Source organism: Variovorax sp. VRV01 (assembly GCF_014852545.1).
GTDB lineage: Bacteria > Pseudomonadota > Gammaproteobacteria > Burkholderiales > Burkholderiaceae_C > Variovorax > Variovorax beijingensis_A.
The window spans coordinates 288,906-303,277 of record NZ_JACVBS010000002.1 but is presented as its reverse complement, the minus strand read 5'-3'; the positions used below and the strand labels follow the sequence as shown (position 1 = coordinate 303,277).

The 14,372-nt window shown below is 66.7% G+C and carries 15 protein-coding genes; 12 read left to right on the top strand and 3 right to left on the bottom strand.

Annotated elements, in window-relative coordinates; translation table 11 throughout:
* From IB278_RS05125 to IB278_RS05110, 4 genes are all read left to right on the top strand, one after another.
* Window positions 1–978 carry a Bug family tripartite tricarboxylate transporter substrate binding protein gene (locus tag IB278_RS05125; RefSeq protein ID WP_192322853.1) on the top strand — a complete coding sequence of 326 codons (978 nt, stop codon included), beginning with the start codon at window positions 1–3 and terminating at the stop codon, window positions 976–978.
* On the top strand, window positions 975–3,290 hold the full coding sequence (locus tag IB278_RS05120; RefSeq protein WP_192322852.1) for a LamG domain-containing protein: 2,316 nt from the start codon (window positions 975–977) through the stop codon (window positions 3,288–3,290). The genes IB278_RS05125 and IB278_RS05120 overlap by 4 nt, the downstream gene beginning before the upstream one ends.
* Entirely contained in the window at window positions 3,287–5,347 is a 2,061-nt protein-coding gene (locus IB278_RS05115; RefSeq protein ID WP_192322851.1) for an acetoacetate--CoA ligase, read from the top strand. The genes IB278_RS05120 and IB278_RS05115 overlap by 4 nt, the downstream gene beginning before the upstream one ends.
* A gap of 426 nt (window positions 5,348–5,773) precedes the next feature.
* Window positions 5,774–5,914: a JAB domain-containing protein gene (locus tag IB278_RS05110; protein WP_261380355.1), complete on the top strand. Its 141-nt coding sequence runs from the start codon at window positions 5,774–5,776 to the stop codon at window positions 5,912–5,914.
* 45 nt (window positions 5,915–5,959) lie between these two features.
* On the opposite strand, the gene IB278_RS05105 is transcribed toward IB278_RS05110, so the two are convergent.
* Window positions 5,960–6,772, bottom strand: coding sequence for an NYN domain-containing protein (locus tag IB278_RS05105; RefSeq protein ID WP_192322850.1), 813 nt, complete (start codon window positions 6,770–6,772; stop codon window positions 5,960–5,962).
* A 543-nt stretch (window positions 6,773–7,315) separates the two neighbouring features.
* Here IB278_RS05105 and IB278_RS05100 point away from each other — a divergent pair.
* The gene (locus IB278_RS05100) at window positions 7,316–8,149 is read left to right on the top strand and encodes a DUF932 domain-containing protein (protein WP_192322849.1); all 834 of its coding nucleotides are present in this window, start codon (window positions 7,316–7,318) and stop codon (window positions 8,147–8,149) included.
* A gap of 81 nt (window positions 8,150–8,230) precedes the next feature.
* Window positions 8,231–10,291, top strand: a complete 2,061-nt coding sequence (locus IB278_RS05095; RefSeq protein ID WP_192322848.1) for a ParB/RepB/Spo0J family partition protein — start codon at window positions 8,231–8,233, stop codon at window positions 10,289–10,291.
* Window positions 10,292–10,429: 138 nt separating this feature from the next.
* Here the strand turns inward: IB278_RS05095 and IB278_RS05090 are convergent, their stop codons facing one another.
* Entirely contained in the window at window positions 10,430–10,813 is a 384-nt protein-coding gene (locus IB278_RS05090) for a hypothetical protein (protein WP_145745796.1), read from the bottom strand.
* Window positions 10,814–10,988: 175 nt separating this feature from the next.
* On the opposite strand from IB278_RS05090, the gene IB278_RS05085 reads away from it, so the two are divergent.
* A complete protein-coding gene (locus IB278_RS05085; RefSeq protein ID WP_145745991.1) occupies window positions 10,989–11,297 on the top strand; it encodes a DUF736 domain-containing protein in 309 nt (102 codons plus the stop codon).
* A 594-nt stretch (window positions 11,298–11,891) separates the two neighbouring features.
* On the top strand, window positions 11,892–12,239 hold the full coding sequence (locus tag IB278_RS05080; protein ID WP_192322847.1) for a DUF2958 domain-containing protein: 348 nt from the start codon (window positions 11,892–11,894) through the stop codon (window positions 12,237–12,239).
* A 12-nt stretch (window positions 12,240–12,251) separates the two neighbouring features.
* On the opposite strand, the gene IB278_RS05075 is transcribed toward IB278_RS05080, so the two are convergent.
* Window positions 12,252–12,569 (bottom strand): helix-turn-helix domain-containing protein, encoded by a 318-nt coding sequence (locus IB278_RS05075; RefSeq protein WP_145745795.1) that lies wholly within the window; start codon window positions 12,567–12,569, stop codon window positions 12,252–12,254.
* Window positions 12,570–12,713: 144 nt separating this feature from the next.
* On the opposite strand from IB278_RS05075, the gene IB278_RS05070 reads away from it, so the two are divergent.
* The 4 genes from IB278_RS05070 (at window position 12,714) to IB278_RS05060 (ending at window position 14,365) form a co-directional block, all read left to right on the top strand.
* Window positions 12,714–13,055: a DUF2958 domain-containing protein gene (locus IB278_RS05070; RefSeq protein ID WP_192322846.1), complete on the top strand. Its 342-nt coding sequence runs from the start codon at window positions 12,714–12,716 to the stop codon at window positions 13,053–13,055.
* A 125-nt stretch (window positions 13,056–13,180) separates the two neighbouring features.
* Window positions 13,181–13,366 (top strand): transcriptional regulator domain-containing protein, encoded by a 186-nt coding sequence (locus IB278_RS33825; RefSeq protein ID WP_225612727.1) that lies wholly within the window; start codon window positions 13,181–13,183, stop codon window positions 13,364–13,366.
* A gap of 67 nt (window positions 13,367–13,433) precedes the next feature.
* The gene (locus tag IB278_RS05065) at window positions 13,434–13,976 is read left to right on the top strand and encodes a DUF2285 domain-containing protein (protein WP_261380369.1); all 543 of its coding nucleotides are present in this window, start codon (window positions 13,434–13,436) and stop codon (window positions 13,974–13,976) included.
* 92 nt (window positions 13,977–14,068) lie between these two features.
* The gene (locus IB278_RS05060) at window positions 14,069–14,365 is read left to right on the top strand and encodes a helix-turn-helix transcriptional regulator (RefSeq protein ID WP_225612725.1); all 297 of its coding nucleotides are present in this window, start codon (window positions 14,069–14,071) and stop codon (window positions 14,363–14,365) included.
* Window positions 14,366–14,372: the final 7 nt, after the last annotated feature.

Below are 14,372 nucleotides of genomic sequence, written 5' to 3'. Positions count from 1 at the left end.
ATGAAAATTTCGTTCAATCTCAGGGCCGCGCTCGCGTGCACGGCATGGGCCTTCGCCGCGGCGGCGGGGGCACAGATCAACACCGCGCACGGCCCGCTGAAGCTCATCGTCGGCTACCCGGCCGGCGGCTCGGCCGACGTGCAGGCGCGCACGCTCGCCGACAAGCTGGCGGCCGAACTCGGCACGACCGTCGTCGTGGACAACCGCACCGGCGCAGGCGGGGCGATCGCAGCCGACTACGTTCGCACGGCGCCGGCGGACGGGCTCACCGTGCTGCTCGCCAACATGCACATGATGGTCATGCTGCCGCTCACCACGAAGTCGGTGCGCTACGACCCGGTCAAGGACTTCAAGCCCGTCGGCCGCATCGTGAGCTTCTACGAAGGCATTGCGGTGCCCGCCGAGCTGCCGGCCAGGGATGTGAAGCAGTGGCTCGACATCGCCGCCAAAGACCCGAAGAAGGCGAACTACGGTGTGCCCGCGCCGGGCAGCGTCTCGCAGTTCATGGGCTATCGGCTCGGCAGCGACGCCAAGGCCGGCCTCGTCGCCGCGCCCTACCGAGGCGCCGCACCGCTGGTGCAGGACCTGCTCGGCAACCAGATCTCGGCCGGCATCATGCCCATTGCCGATCTCGTCGCGCACCAGCAGTCGGGCAAGCTCAAGGTGCTGGCGGTGAATGGCGCCAAACGCGCCGCATTGCTCCCCGACGTGCCGACGCTCAAGGAACTCGGCCAGCCGCACTTCGACAACCTGGAATGGACCGGCCTCTTCGTGCCGGCCGGCACGCCGCGGCCCATCGTCGACCAGCTGCATGCGGCGCTCGGCAAGGCACTTGCCAATAAGGACGTGCGGGAACGGCTGCTGAAGCTCAGCAGCGATCCGAATCCGAGCACGCCAGAAGAACTCTCGGCCCTCATCGCCGACGACCTCAAGCGCTGGGGACCGGTGGTGAAGGCCTCGGGATTCACGTCGGAATGACAGCGATCGCCCCGCATCCGATCCCGCCGCACAAACCGCTGCAACTGCCCGGCCTCCATGGCTACGCCGATGCCAAGACCGTGGCAGCGGGTGAACTTGTCCGCTTCCACGTCAGCAGCGACGTGCCCTACGAGTTCGCGGTCTGCCGGCTGGGCAGCGACGTCGAAGGACGCAGCGACGACGTGGCGCTGGAAGCGTTCGCGCCGCATCCGGCACGCGTGCAGCCGATCCACCCCGGCTCCTACGTGCATGTCGAGCGCGGCTTGCCGGCCGGGCTGCCGCTGCGCGGGTTGAGCTTCGAATGCTGGGTCAAGCCCTGGACGGTCGACGTCAGGCAGACCATCGTCAGCCAATACGACGACCCCGCGCACCGCGGCTTTGCGCTCTTCATCGAACCGGGCGGCGCACTCTCGTTCCACCTGGGAGACAACGCCGCACCATCGCACGGCCGGCTCGCGACGCGTCGTTGGCAGCACATTGCCGCCACGTGGAACGGCGAGCTCGCGACGCTCTGCATCGATGGGGTGTGCGTCGCGGAGTGGCCCGCGCTGCAGGCCGTCGAGCCCGCGGCCGCGCCGCTGCGGCTCGGCGCCAGCGCCATCGACGGCCTGGCCGACCTGTTCCTCGAAGCCGACCTCGTCATGCCTGCGTTGTACGACCGGGCGCTGTCGGGCAGCGAGATCGCCGCCCGCCATGGACAACGCGGATTGCAGATCGCAACGGGCCGTTCGGTACTCGCCTGTTGGCCACTGCGGGAAGAGCGCGGCTCGCAAGTGGCCGATGCCAGCGGATACCAACGCACGGGACGCATCGTGAACCACGCCACCTGGATGATCGTCGGCCCGGCCTTCGAGCCCGGCAAGGTCGGCCAGTACGAAGAAGACGAATCGCCCTACGACCCGCTGCACGATCCGACGCGCGGGCACGGCCTGCGGTTCGCGGGCGATGATCTCTACGATTGCCGCTGGGACGCGGTGCACGAATTCCGCGTTCCCGACGACGCCAGGTCGGGCGTCTACGTCGGACGTGCGCGCTTCGACATCGAAGGCCGCAAGGCGGACTACGACATCACCTTCATCGTGCGCAAGCCCGCGCACGTGGCACCCGCCCCCATCCTGGTGCTGTGCGCCGTCAACAGCTGGCTCGCCTACGCCACCACGCCATTCGCGAAGAACGTGGTCGACGATCCGGTGTGGCCTCGCCGTTCGGAGGGCCTGGAGAACAGCCATTCCGACGCGCCCGCCTTCAGCAGCTACGTCTACCACCGCCACGGCCAGCCCTGCTACCAGGTCGGCCTGCGCATGCCCTGGCCCAATGCCAGCCCCAACGCGCTCTACGACCCGGCCGCGAGCGGCTTCAGCCAGTGGACGCGGCTCGAACGCCACCTGCACGTGTGGCTCGACAAGCAGGGCTACGACTACGACGTGATCGGCGACATTGACCTGCACCGCGATCCGTCGCTGCTCGCGCGCTACAAGACCGTCTTCATCAACGGCCACAGCGAATACTGGTCGCTGCCCGGCGTGGAGGGACTGGACGATTTCCTGAAGCGTGGCGGCAGCGCGATCGTGCTCTCGGGCAACACCATGTACCTGCGCGTGAGCTACGACGAGGAGTTCACCGTCATGGAGCAGCGGAAGGTGAACGGGCCCGATCACGACGACGCCAGGCCGCCCGTCGGCCCACCGGCAGGCGCGTTCGGCGAGCAGTACCACAGCCAGGACTGGGCGCGCGGCGGAAGGCTCAAGGCATCGGGCCGACCGGCTGGTGAGATCATCGGCCTCGAAACTGCCGGCTGGGCCTTCGCCGACGGCGATGATTTCGGCGTCTATCACGTCGAGCTGCCGGCGCATGCGCTCTTCAACGAGCCGCAGCCGCTGGGCCTCGGCAAGGGCGAAACCTTCGGCCACGCACCCGGCGGTGGCCTGCCGCGCGCCATCGGACACGAGTGGGACCTGACTCTTTCGACCCTCGCGAAGATGACGAAGTGCTGCCCCCCGGGTGCTTCTCTTCCCGTCGCACAGGAGGGCATCCAGGTCATCGCCAAGGGCATCCGGCGCGTCCCGGGCAAGCTGGATGCCTACCTCGACTACTACTCGAGGCCCACCGAATCGCTCGACGGGCTTTCGGCCGAAATGATCTATTGGGAGCGGCCGCAAGGCGGGCGCGTGTTTCATGCAGGCGCCGTCGGCGCGGCCTGGGTGATCGGCAACGACCCGCTTTTCGGACAACTGCTTGGCAACGTGCTGCATCGTTTCGGCGTGGCACCCAGCAATCTCGCGCGAACTCTCACCTCCAAGGCTGCACCGTGACTACGCACCCGGAATTCACCACGCCCACGGCGTCCGCGCCGCCCGACGCGCCCTTGTGGACACCCACGCAAGGCCGCAAGGAGCGGGCCCTGATCACCCACTTCGAGGCCTGGCTGCATCGCGAGCGTGGTCTTCGCTTCGAGAACTACGAGGCGCTGTGGCAATGGTCGGTGACCGACCTGGAGGGCTTCTGGAGCGCCGTCCTGGCCTTCTTCGAGCTTCCGTTGCGAGCACCGTATGCGCGCGTTCTGTCCGGTGAAGACATGCCGGGCGCCCGCTGGTTCGAAGGCGCCCGGCTCAACCTGGTCGACCAGGTGTTCCGCCACGCTCACCTTGCCTCGCCCGCGATCGTTTTTGAAAGCGAGGCCTCGGGCAGCGGCGCGATGAGCTGGGGCGAGCTCCAGCGCCAGGTGGCATCGGTGGCCCAGGCACTGCGCGACCTGGGTGTGAAGCAGGGCGACCGGGTGGCCGGCTACCTTCCCAACATCCCCCAGGCGGTCGTCGCGTTCCTGGCCGCCGCCAGCCTGGGCGCGGTGTGGTCCCTGTGCGCGCCGGACATGGGGCCGGTGAGCGTGGGCGACCGATTCCGCCAGATCGAGCCCAAGGTGCTGGTCGCGGTGGACGGCTATCGTTTCGGCGGCAAGCCGTTCGACCGCCGCGGCGCGCTGGACGAGATCCTGCACGAGCTGCCCACAGTGACCGGCGTCCTCTGGATTCCGCATCTTGACGCGGCAGCGCATCCACCCGGGCAGGCCGCGGGCCGTACGACGGTGCGCTGGCAGGAGGCCGTCGCACGCAAGGCGGCCTGGCAACCGGTGGCGCTGCCGGCGGACCATCCGCTGTGGATCCTTTATTCGTCGGGAACGACGGGGCTGCCCAAGGCGATCGTCCACGGCCACGGCGGGGTGCTCGCGAACGGCATGGTGAACATGGTCCTGCATGGCGACCTGCACCCGGGCGAGCGCGTCTTCTGGGCCGCCAACACGTCGTGGATGGTGTGGAACGCGCACGTCATGGGGCTGCTGGGGGGCGCCACCCTCGTGCTGTACGACGGCGCCGTGACCGGCGCCGGTGCCGAGCCGGACTGGGGCCACCTGTGGAAGCTGGCGGGACGGCTGGGCATTCACGTCTTCGGCGCCGGCGCTGCGATCCACCACGCCTGCCTGAAGGCCGGCATCGTGCCGCGCGAGATCGCGGACCTGCGGCAGTTGCACACGGTGTCGTCCACTGGCTCTCCGTTGTCACCCGAGGCTTGTGATTGGCTGTACAGCGCCGTCAAACAAGATCTCTGGCTCAACATCGTTTCCGGCGGAACGGACATCGCGGGCGGTTTCCTAGTGGGGCTCCCCTCCCTGCCGGTGTACACAGGCGAGATGCAATGCCGCACCTTGGGCGCCTGCGTGCAGGCGTGGAACGAGGCCGGCCAGCCCGTGCTGGACGAGGTGGGGGAACTGGTGTGCACGAGGCCCTTGCCTTCGATGCCGTTGTACTTCTGGGGAGACGAGGGAAATCGGCGGTACCTGGAGAGCTACTTCGAGACCTTCAAGGACAGCCGGGGCCGCAACGTCTGGCGGCATGGCGACTGGTTGCGACTGGCGCCACGGCCGGAAGCCACGGCAGGCGTGATCTACGGCCGTTCAGACGCCACCATCAACCGCCAAGGCGTGCGCATGGGAACATCCGAGCTGTACCGTGTCGTGCAAGGCATCACCGAAGTGCTGGACAGCCTGGTCGTGGACCTGGAGTACCTCGGGCGCGATTCGTACATGGCGCTGTTCATCCAGTTACGGCCCGGCATCGAGTTGGACGAGCCGCTGGCGCAGCGCATCCGGCAGGCCTTGCGCACGGGTCTGTCGGCACGCCACGTCCCCAACGAAATCGTCCAGGTGAGCGCGATCCCGAAGACCATCACTGGCAAGAAGCTGGAGTTGCCCGTCAAGAAGCTGCTGCTGGGCCACGCGCTCGAGAAGGTCGTGAGCCGCGATGCGCTGGCGGAGCCTGGGAGCATCGACTGGTACGTGGATTTCGCCCAAAGGTACCGCCGTCGCATAGGCTGATGCGGATGTGCATGATGGCTGGACCAGATGAGGGATCCCAAACCATCGGGACTGATCGCAGGAAGACAAAGTTTCCGCTCCGTGCACTTTCTTTGACCCAAGGGGACTCGAAGCAACACCCACAGCTTCAATTGGCAGACCTCTGTGCTGGGGTCATCAATCACTTCTACAAGTGCCAAGTCGGTGGCCTGACCGACGGCCTCACGGGCGCGGTCATGGACCTCAAATGTCTCGATTGGGGCGACAACTTCGTATTGCCGCAGCCCGATGTCACGCCAGAGGCACTTGGCACAGCCGAAACAGATGGATCCAACAGTGTTGAAGCAATGGTTGAGTATCTAGAGCGAAGGAAAGTCCAGAAGCGAGCGGGCTGAGAAAACCGGTGAATTCACGCGAATACTCGCGTTGAATCAGTTAGCGGCTCCCGTGGCCGAGCCGTCGCGGTCCGACAAGGCTCTGACCCTGACACTCGTGGCAGCGCTGACGCTGGTTGACGTGCAGGTGCTGGATCTCCTGACCGTCTCGGGCGGCACGGTCCTCTCGATGGCCGAGCGCGCGCTTCTGTGAAGCCGGGGCCTTTCAGGCCTTTGCGTCAATGTGCCGCTGCACGTCCTATGTGTGCGGCACGTCGGCCTCCGCCGCGCCCTCGGCCTTGGGCAGCAGGCTTACCGACCAGTGGCCGCCTTCTTCCTGCTTTGGGGCCAGCAGGTCGTAGGTCTTCACCATGTTCAGTAGTCCCGAGTGGCCATAGGTCTGGGGCGAGAAGGCTGGGTCGGTGCGCTTGAGGTACTGGCCGAGGACGCCCAGGCCGACCTTGCCTTCGGAGGTGTCGCTGGCCAGCAGCGCCACGGCCTCGACGAGGAAGCGTGGCCGGCGCTTCGGCGCCGGCTTGGGCGGTTCCTGCTTCGGCGGCTCGGCCTTGACCGGCTCCGCCTTCGCAGTGGCCTTCGGCGCGGCCTCGACGACTGCTTCCGCCGGGGCCTCGGGGCGCACCCATTCGAAGAACTGGTCGCTGGCGTTGCGCAGGGCGTCGGGCGTCTTGGGCTCGCCGACGATGCACACGGTGGCACCGCGTTCGCGCAGCTTGCGGCACAGGTAGGCGAAGTCAGAGTCGCTGGTGACCAGGCAGAAGGTGTCGGCCCGGTGGTCGAAGAGCGCTTCCAGCGCGTCCAACGCCAGCGCGATGTCAGCGGTGTTCTTCCCGGCGGCGTACTGGTACCGCAGGCACGGCGTGAAGGCCAAGCGCACCAGGGCATCCTGCCATTTATTGGCCAGCGTGCCTTGGTTGCCGTAGCCGCGGCGCAGCACGACGCGGCCGAACTGGGCCACCATGCGCAGCGCGTGCTCGAGGATATCGGGCGGCACGTTGTCGCAGTCGACCAGGACGGCCACACGTGTCTCTGTTGCGGTTGGGGCAGTGTTCATCCGGGGTTTCGCGTTGCTGGTTGAATTGCTCGCAACAGTAGCTGATTCCGGGCGTCTCCGGCCATGGAGGTATGGCCGGCCGCGCTGTCGTGCTTGCGCATCGAGCCACCCTTGGCGTCTCGCCCCTTGGGGCTTCCATCGTTCCCTCGCTCCGCTCGGCTGACGCCTTCGGCCCGGCTCGTTGATCCGGGCCTGCGCGCTTCGCTTGCGTGGGGTCGGCGTGAAGAGTGGCCATTGCCAGTCCAGCCATCTTTCCTTCCCTCATCACCTTGTCCGCGACCGTAGCCCGCACCGGGGCGCCGTCAAGGCGCGCCAGGCCGTGTCCTCGCCTTCGGCTGCGGGCCGCACCAGCCCTGGCGCTTCTTCCTTGACGGCGCCCCGGCGCGCGCTCCTGTTGGCCGCGGGCGATGAACTCAGGAAAGACGGTGGCAACGAGGCCGACCGGGTTCTTCGTGCCGACCCCACCGGAAGACCCGAAGAGGGCTCCGAATCTAGGAATCCGGTGAGGCTTTTTCAACAGCCAACCTTGTCAGGAGAAAGACCATGCAACTTGCATCCCGTTTCCGTTTCGCCGACCACTCGCCGGTGCTGCGCTCGGAACATCCGTTGTCGGATGACCAGATACGGACCGTCGCGCCGTCCATCTTCGCGCAGGCCCCGCACGGCAGCCGCTCGGAGCGCTACAGCTACATACCCACGGCCAGCGTGCTGCGGGAATTGAGAGGGGAGGGCTTCGAGCCCTTCATGGTGTGCCAGACCCGTGTGCGGCAGGAGGGGCGGCGCGACTTCACCAAGCACATGATCCGGCTGCGCCATGCAAGCCAGATCAATGGTCAGGAGGCCAACGAAATCATCCTGCTCAATTCCCATGACGGGACCAGCAGCTACCAGATGCTGGCGGGCATGTTCCGCTTCGTGTGCAGCAATGGGCTGGTGTGCGGCGATACCGTGGCCGACGTGCGCGTGCCCCACAAGGGCGACGTGGCGGGCTATGTGATCGAAGGCGCCTATGCCGTGCTGGAAGGTTTCGGACAGGCGCAAGCCTCGCGCGAATCCATGCAGACCGTCACGCTGGACGCCGGGGAATCCGAGGTGTTCGCCCGCGCCGCGCTGACCCTCAAGTACGACGACCCGGACAAGCCCGCACCCATCACGGAAGCGCAAATCCTGATGCCGCGCCGCACGGACGACGAGCGCCGCGACCTGTGGAGCGTGTTCAACCGCACGCAGGAAAACCTCATCAAGGGCGGCCTGCGTGCCCGCGCCAGCAACGGACGCCGCCAGAGCACGCGGCCCGTTCAGGGCATCGACCAGAACCTGCGGCTGAACCGCGCCCTGTGGCTGCTGGCCGATGGCATGCGCCAGCTCAAGGCCTGAGCACCACGGAGGGGCGCAGCCCCTCCATTCATTCCCTCTTTTACGTCTTTTCGTTTTTCCAACTTTCCGATTGGACACATCATGAATACCGTTACTTTTCAAGAAACCACCGCCATCGCCGCAGCCGTGGCAGTTGCCACGGGCGGCGCCTCCGCCGTCGCGGCCTCGCAGCAACTGCTGCTCATTCCGCTGTCCAAGCTGCGGCCTTCCAGCCGGAACGTGCGCAAGAGCGGTGGCACCTCGATTCCCGAACTCGCATCGAGCATCGCCCGCGTGGGTTTGCTGCAGAACCTCACCGTGGTGGCCGCCCCCGATGGCGAGCACTACGAGGTGGTGGCCGGGCGGCGGCGCTTGGCCGCGCTCAAGATGTTGGTCAAGTGCCGCAAGCTGGCGAAGGGCCATGAAGTGCATTGCCTGCTGGTGCTGGATGATGCGGCGCGCACCGTGAGCCTGACCGAGAACGTGCAGCGCGAGGCCATGTCGCCCATCGAGGAACTGTTCGCCTGGAAGGACCTTGTGGCCGAGGGCCGTCCGGTGGAGGACATCGCGGCCGACTTCGGCGTGACGCCCATGGTGGTGCAGCGGCGACTGAAGCTCGCCAACATCTCGCCCCGGCTGCTGGCTGACTTCGGGATGCAGGCCGTGACGCTGGAGCAGTTGATGGCGCTGGCCATTACCGACGACCATGCGGCGCAGGAAGCGGCGTTCTACGAATCGCCGCAATGGCAGCGCAGCCCCGAGGCGCTGCGCGATCACCTGACCGGCGACGAGATCGACGCCGGCCGCGATGCGGTGGCGCGCTTCGTGGGGGTGGAAGCCTACGAGCAGGCGGGCGGCGGGGTGCGCCGCGACCTGTTCGCGGATGAGCAGAACGGCATCTTCCTGACCGATGGCGCACTGCTGGAGGCGCTGGCGCGAGACAGGCTTGCAACGACCGTCGAGCAGGTGCGGGCGGAAGGCTGGGCCTGGGTGGATGCCGCGCCGCGCGCCACGTCATCCGACCTGTACCAGTTCCAACGCGCGCGCAGCACGCGGCGCGAACCCTGCAAGGCCGAAGTTAAACGAATCGCCAAGCTCGAAGACCAACAGGCGAAGCTGCAGGCGCGGTTGGACGACGAGAACGACGACATAACCGACGAACAGGCGCAGGCGCTGCAAGAGGAAATGGACGAGCTCTGCAACGAGCTGGATGCCATCGAGCAGAAGCTGGTCGAATACTCGCCCTCCGTGGTGGCGCTGGCCGGGGCCGTGGTGTCGGTCGATCACATGGGCGGCGTGGTCGTGCACCGCGGCTTGATGCGCGAGGAACAGGCCAAGACCTTGCGGGAGCAGGCGCGGCAGGAAGAGGGCGGGGCAGGCATTAACCCAGTCGATAGCGACGGACCGGCCAAGCCCGGCATCTCGGAGAAGCTGGCGAAGCGCCTGAGCGCGCATCGGACCGCCGCCTTGCAGGCCGAGGTGGCGCGGCACCCGCAAGTCGCGTTGGTGGCCTTGGTGCATCGTCTCGCTATGCGTGTGATTGTGGACAGCTACGGCTCGGGCGGTTCGCCGGTCGATATCAGCGCCACGCCGCAGGACGGGTTGGGGCTGCATGCGCCGGACGTGGCGCAGTCGCTTGCAGCCATCGGCATGACGAAGGTTCGACAGGCTTGGGCCGATCGCCTGCCTGACAACCCGGAAGCACTGTTCGCCGAACTGCTGACCTTGCCGCTGCAGGAACTGCTGTCGCTGCTGGCGGTGTGCGTGGCCTCCACGGTCAGCGTGCTGGCTTCGCACGAAGAGGAGGTGCCCGCCGCCGCGCTCGCGCGGGCGGTGAACCTCGATATGCACGACTGGTGGACGCCGACCGCTGCGGGCTATTTCGAGCATGTCTCGAAAGCCAAGGCGCTGGAAGCGGTGCAGGCGTTCGCGCCGGATCAGGTGAACCGGCTGGGCAAGCTCAAGAAGGCCGAGATCGCGAGCGAAGCCGAGCGGTTGGCGGTGGGTACGGGCTGGTTGCCTGTGATGTTCCGGAGGCAGGACGCTGCTGTCGCAGCCGAAGCGGAAACGCGTGTCGTGCCGGAGAGTGAGGTCAGGGCCGAAGCCGTAGGCCGTGGCAGCATCGAGGCGGTGGCCAAAGAGGGCGAGCACGCTACTGCGTGAACATGAGCCCCGGCCTTCGGGCCGGGGCTTTTGAATCGGCGCGACGCGCGCGGCAGGTGTGCCGCGCGCGTTTTGACATCCAGCGGCTGCGCCGCTGAGACCTTCCGGGAGTGCGCCCCGCCGATGGGCGGAGCGGGTTCACGACAGGCTTGGCTGCGCTGGGTTCCGGAATGCAGCGTCGTCCTCGACGCTGGCGGCAGGCCACCGTGAACGACGGAGGCCTTCTTCGACAGGCCGTCCGCCATGCCCTTCCATTTCGCCGATGCCGACTTCCATGCCGCTGCGATGCGGCGGTGCGTTCTTTCTGGTCTTCGCGAGGCGGCTACTTTGGCGTTCGGGTGCGGGCGGGTCCATGCCGGAATGCTGTTGCTTCGAGCGGGTACCAGGCTCATGCGTCCTTTGCGAGAACAGGTCCACGCCCACGGCCTTGTATTTGCCGTGAATCCTGGCGCGGGCACGGCGGCGCTGCTCTTCGTTTCGTTTCGCCTCGGGCTTCCTCGCCGCAACCGTGCGGCCCGACAAATTTCCCCTCTGCTGCGCAGATTCCTCGCGAGGCAAATTTCTCGTGCCTTCCGGTCCTTCGCTGCGCTGCGGCCCCTGCTTCGCCTGGGGTGCGGCGCGCCCGGCCCCGCGCCGTCCGGATCACGCCAAGGCCGCGATCGGCGCGGACCTGGATCAACCTCGAAAGGACTTCATCATGAGCACCATTGGTAACTTCACCGCTTCGGGCAACGGCTACACCGGCACGGTTCGCACCCTGACCTTGAATGTCAAGGTCAAGATCGCCGCCAGCGACAAGACGAGTGAAAACGCCCCTGACTTCCGCGTCATCGCCGGCAACGGCCTGGAGATCGGCGCGGCGTGGAAGAAGGTCAGCAAGGCGGATCGGCCCTACCTGTCGGTGACGCTGGATGACCCGTCGTTCCCGGCGACCATCTATGCCCGCCTGGTCGAAGGCGAGGACGGCGCGCACAACCTGATCTGGTCGCGCAGCAAGGGCGACTGAGCGTCGCCCTCGGCGCCCCGCTTCGGCGGGGCGCTTTCTCTGCCGAACGCACCGATGGCCCGCGAAGGTTCGCGGGCGTCGTCGTGTTGGCGTTCGTGTTCGCGGCTCGTCTTTTTTGTGCATGTGCGGATATACCCAAAAGCGCAACTCCGCATTTGCGCTTTGTCGAAGAGCCGATTCCGTGCTTGTGCTGACCTGCGGTTTTACGTCGATGTGTGGAGTCGGAATGACGGTTCCTCGGATTTCAGCTGATGCGCTTCCATGGTTTCACGATTCCGTGCGTCTCCAGCGATGCCGGACCGCGCTCTCGTGCTGCGCATCGAGCCGCCCATGGCGTCTCGCCCCGTTCGGGCTTCCATCGCTGACGCCTTCGCACCTGCGGTGCTGCGCGCTGCGCTTGCGATGCGGATGCCGTGGTTGGGGGACTGTCTTGCTGTTCCCTTCATCGTTGCACGCCGTTCTCGCCGTCAAGGTCGGCGCGTGCCTTGCGCGCTGGCGTCCTGGCGGCCGTCTTCGAACCCTGACGGCTGCGCTGCGCCGTGCTGCGTCCGGTCTCGGGCAATTCCGCCCGGATTCCTTCCAAGGAGAAAGACCATGACGAAGCTCATCACCGACGAACAAAGTGCGCAGCTGCTGGCCAACGGCCGGCGATCCATCGAAAACGACGGATTCGATCCATATCCCGTGGTCAAGCTGTTCACGCCCAATGCAGGTGCGACCTGGCTCCTGACCGAAATCGATCCGGATGACCAGGACCGCGCCTTCGGCCTGTGCGATCTGGGGCAAGGATTTCCCGAGTTGGGCTACGTGAGCCTTCAAGAGTTGGAGAGCTTGCGAGGGCGCTGGGGTCTGCCCATCGAGCGCGACTTGTACTTCCAGGGTGACAAGCCCATCAGCGCCTATGCACGCGAAGCCCGGCTGGCGGGGCGCATCGTGGCATAGGCGCCGCGGGCATCAGTCGCCGGCTTGTCCGGCGGGCGGCTGGTGCCATTCCTTCGGAAGCCTGGCCTCCGTCTCCAGCAGCAGTTCGCCCGCGCTGCGGTCGAGTGCCCGGGCTATTTTGAGCACGAGGACCAGCGTGGGCATGTGTTCGCCGCGCTCGATCTTGCCCATGTGCGAACGCTCGATGCCGGCCAGGTGCGCCAGCGTTTCCTGGGCAACACCATCCGCGGTACGCAGTGCGCGCACCACGGCACCGAACGCCAGCGCGGGCGCGACCTCGAAGGTCGTCGCGCCGGCCGGCCGTCCACGCTGGATGGTTCGCTTCTGCATGGACAGAAGCGTCCCGGTTCAGCACAATTTAAACCACGTTATCTTTAACTCAATCCGGCGTCTAATTAATGCCTCTTGGAAGTACTTACCTGCGTCCTTTCCCCCCTTCACGGCAGTAGCTTCAACCCCTCTTGCGGAGGAACCATGACCCTCCTCACCGAACAACAGCGCACCCAGTTGCTGGCCAACGGCGCGGCCCGCGCCACTGGCCAGGCCATCGATCCCTATCCCATCGTCAAGCTGTACACGCTGGACGCGCCCGCCTGCTGGCTACTGACCGAGCTCGATGCCGATGGCGATCGCGCCTACGGGCTTACCGATGCCGGCACCGGCTTCCCCGAGTTGGGCCGAGTGAGCCTGTCGGCGCTCGAGAGCATGCGCGGCCCCAAGGGCCTGCGCATCGTGGCCGATCCGCATTTCAACGCGCGTCAGCCGCTGTCAGCCTATGTGGCAGACGCACAGCGCGACGGGTCGATCAACGACTGAGCTTCATGACGGTTGGGTCGCGCGGCAGCGTCGCCGCGTGCGCGACAGCGCACCGCCGCAAAAGCCAGCCATGCCAGCCATACCTGTGGCAGCGTACTCCCAGGCAAGAAAAACGGAGTTTCGCCATGACTGGCCGCAATATTGAAGATCAGCCGAACGCACCCTGGGGCGTGTCGGCCGCCTATCTGTACACGCTGAGCCTCGATGGTCCCGCACTCGCTTGGGAGTATCTGCGCCGCCATCCGCAGTACCAGAGGGACTGGGCACGGCGCGGTGCATCGTTCGAGCGATGGGGGTTGCGACGGCGCTGAAGATCCAACTCTCGACGCGCGTGAGGCGCATCCGCTCTGGATCACGGCGACTGATGATTTGCTGCACGTGCGCGCATTGACTGCGCGCAGCGCATCTGACCAGCAGTCCTTCGACCTGTGGCGTGTGCCTGGACGCAAGCGCCTGGCGCTGGGCGGCGCAGGCCTGACGCTGCTGGCTGAGGTGTCCGCGCAGCATTTGCATGCGTCACTGGCTGGTGACCTCGCCGACGGGACGGCCTACGCCGTCACCGTTCCGCTCGGCCCTGCCCTGCGTGGGCAACTCGACACATTCACCGTGCAGGCACAGGCCCTGCAGGGCCTTTCACCCGCGGCAGGGGGCGTGCGGGCTGCTAGCCGTGCCGAACTGCTGCATCTTCGCGCCCTGCAGGCGCTCGACGGCACGCAGGCCGGCGCGTCGCATCGCGACATCGCTCAGGCCCTGTTCGGCCTCGAAGCCGTGGCGTTGCGCTGGCAAGCCGATGGTGAACTGCGAGCGCAGGTCCGGCACCTGCTGCGGCGCGCCGAGGCGTACATGAGGGGCGGCTATCTGGTCCTGGCGGGGGCCAGGCGCACCGTAGCACAGTCCCCCGGAGACGAACCGATGCGCTGAATCTCTCCCTGCGCAGGAAGGCCCTTACTCCCGAGACTGCCTCCATCGGGCTGCAAATGGTTTGCGGCTCACCGACAGTGATGGAGGCCGTCATGGCGAGTGCCAGTTCCCTGTATCCCACCCGCGCCCCTGCGCCATCGCTAAAGGCGCAAGCGGTACCCGCCGCGCCAGCTAACCCCGAGTTCCTGACCACCGAGGAGGCCGGCGCCTTCCTGCGGCTGTCGCCGCGCACGCTGGAGAAACAGCGCGTGTTGGGCGGTGGCCCGCGCTTCCGCAAGTTCGGCGCGCGTGTGGTCTACGCGGTCGAGGACCTGCGCACCTGGGCCAACAGCCGCGCCTACGGAATGACCTCCGATCCCGGCTACGTGCAGCGCGACTCGGTCCGCTGATCGATGC

Excerpts from the sequence above, each read along its gene's own strand:
- IB278_RS05125 (WP_192322853.1), top strand. The coding sequence starts at position 1 with ATGAAAATTTCGTTCAATCTCAGGGCCGCGCTCGCGTGCACGGCATGG.
- IB278_RS05120 (WP_192322852.1), top strand. The coding sequence starts at position 975 with ATGACAGCGATCGCCCCGCATCCGATCCCGCCGCACAAACCGCTGCAA.
- IB278_RS05105 (WP_192322850.1), bottom strand. The coding sequence starts at position 6,772 with ATGAACACTGCCCCAACCGCAACAGAGACACGTGTGGCCGTCCTGGTC.
- IB278_RS05100 (WP_192322849.1), top strand. The coding sequence starts at position 7,316 with ATGCAACTTGCATCCCGTTTCCGTTTCGCCGACCACTCGCCGGTGCTG.
- IB278_RS05095 (WP_192322848.1), top strand. The coding sequence starts at position 8,231 with ATGAATACCGTTACTTTTCAAGAAACCACCGCCATCGCCGCAGCCGTG.
- IB278_RS05085 (WP_145745991.1), top strand. The coding sequence starts at position 10,989 with ATGAGCACCATTGGTAACTTCACCGCTTCGGGCAACGGCTACACCGGC.
- IB278_RS05080 (WP_192322847.1), top strand. The coding sequence starts at position 11,892 with ATGACGAAGCTCATCACCGACGAACAAAGTGCGCAGCTGCTGGCCAAC.
- IB278_RS05075 (WP_145745795.1), bottom strand. The coding sequence starts at position 12,569 with ATGCAGAAGCGAACCATCCAGCGTGGACGGCCGGCCGGCGCGACGACC.
- IB278_RS05070 (WP_192322846.1), top strand. The coding sequence starts at position 12,714 with ATGACCCTCCTCACCGAACAACAGCGCACCCAGTTGCTGGCCAACGGC.
- IB278_RS33825 (WP_225612727.1), top strand. The coding sequence starts at position 13,181 with ATGACTGGCCGCAATATTGAAGATCAGCCGAACGCACCCTGGGGCGTG.
- IB278_RS05060 (WP_225612725.1), top strand. The coding sequence starts at position 14,069 with ATGGCGAGTGCCAGTTCCCTGTATCCCACCCGCGCCCCTGCGCCATCG.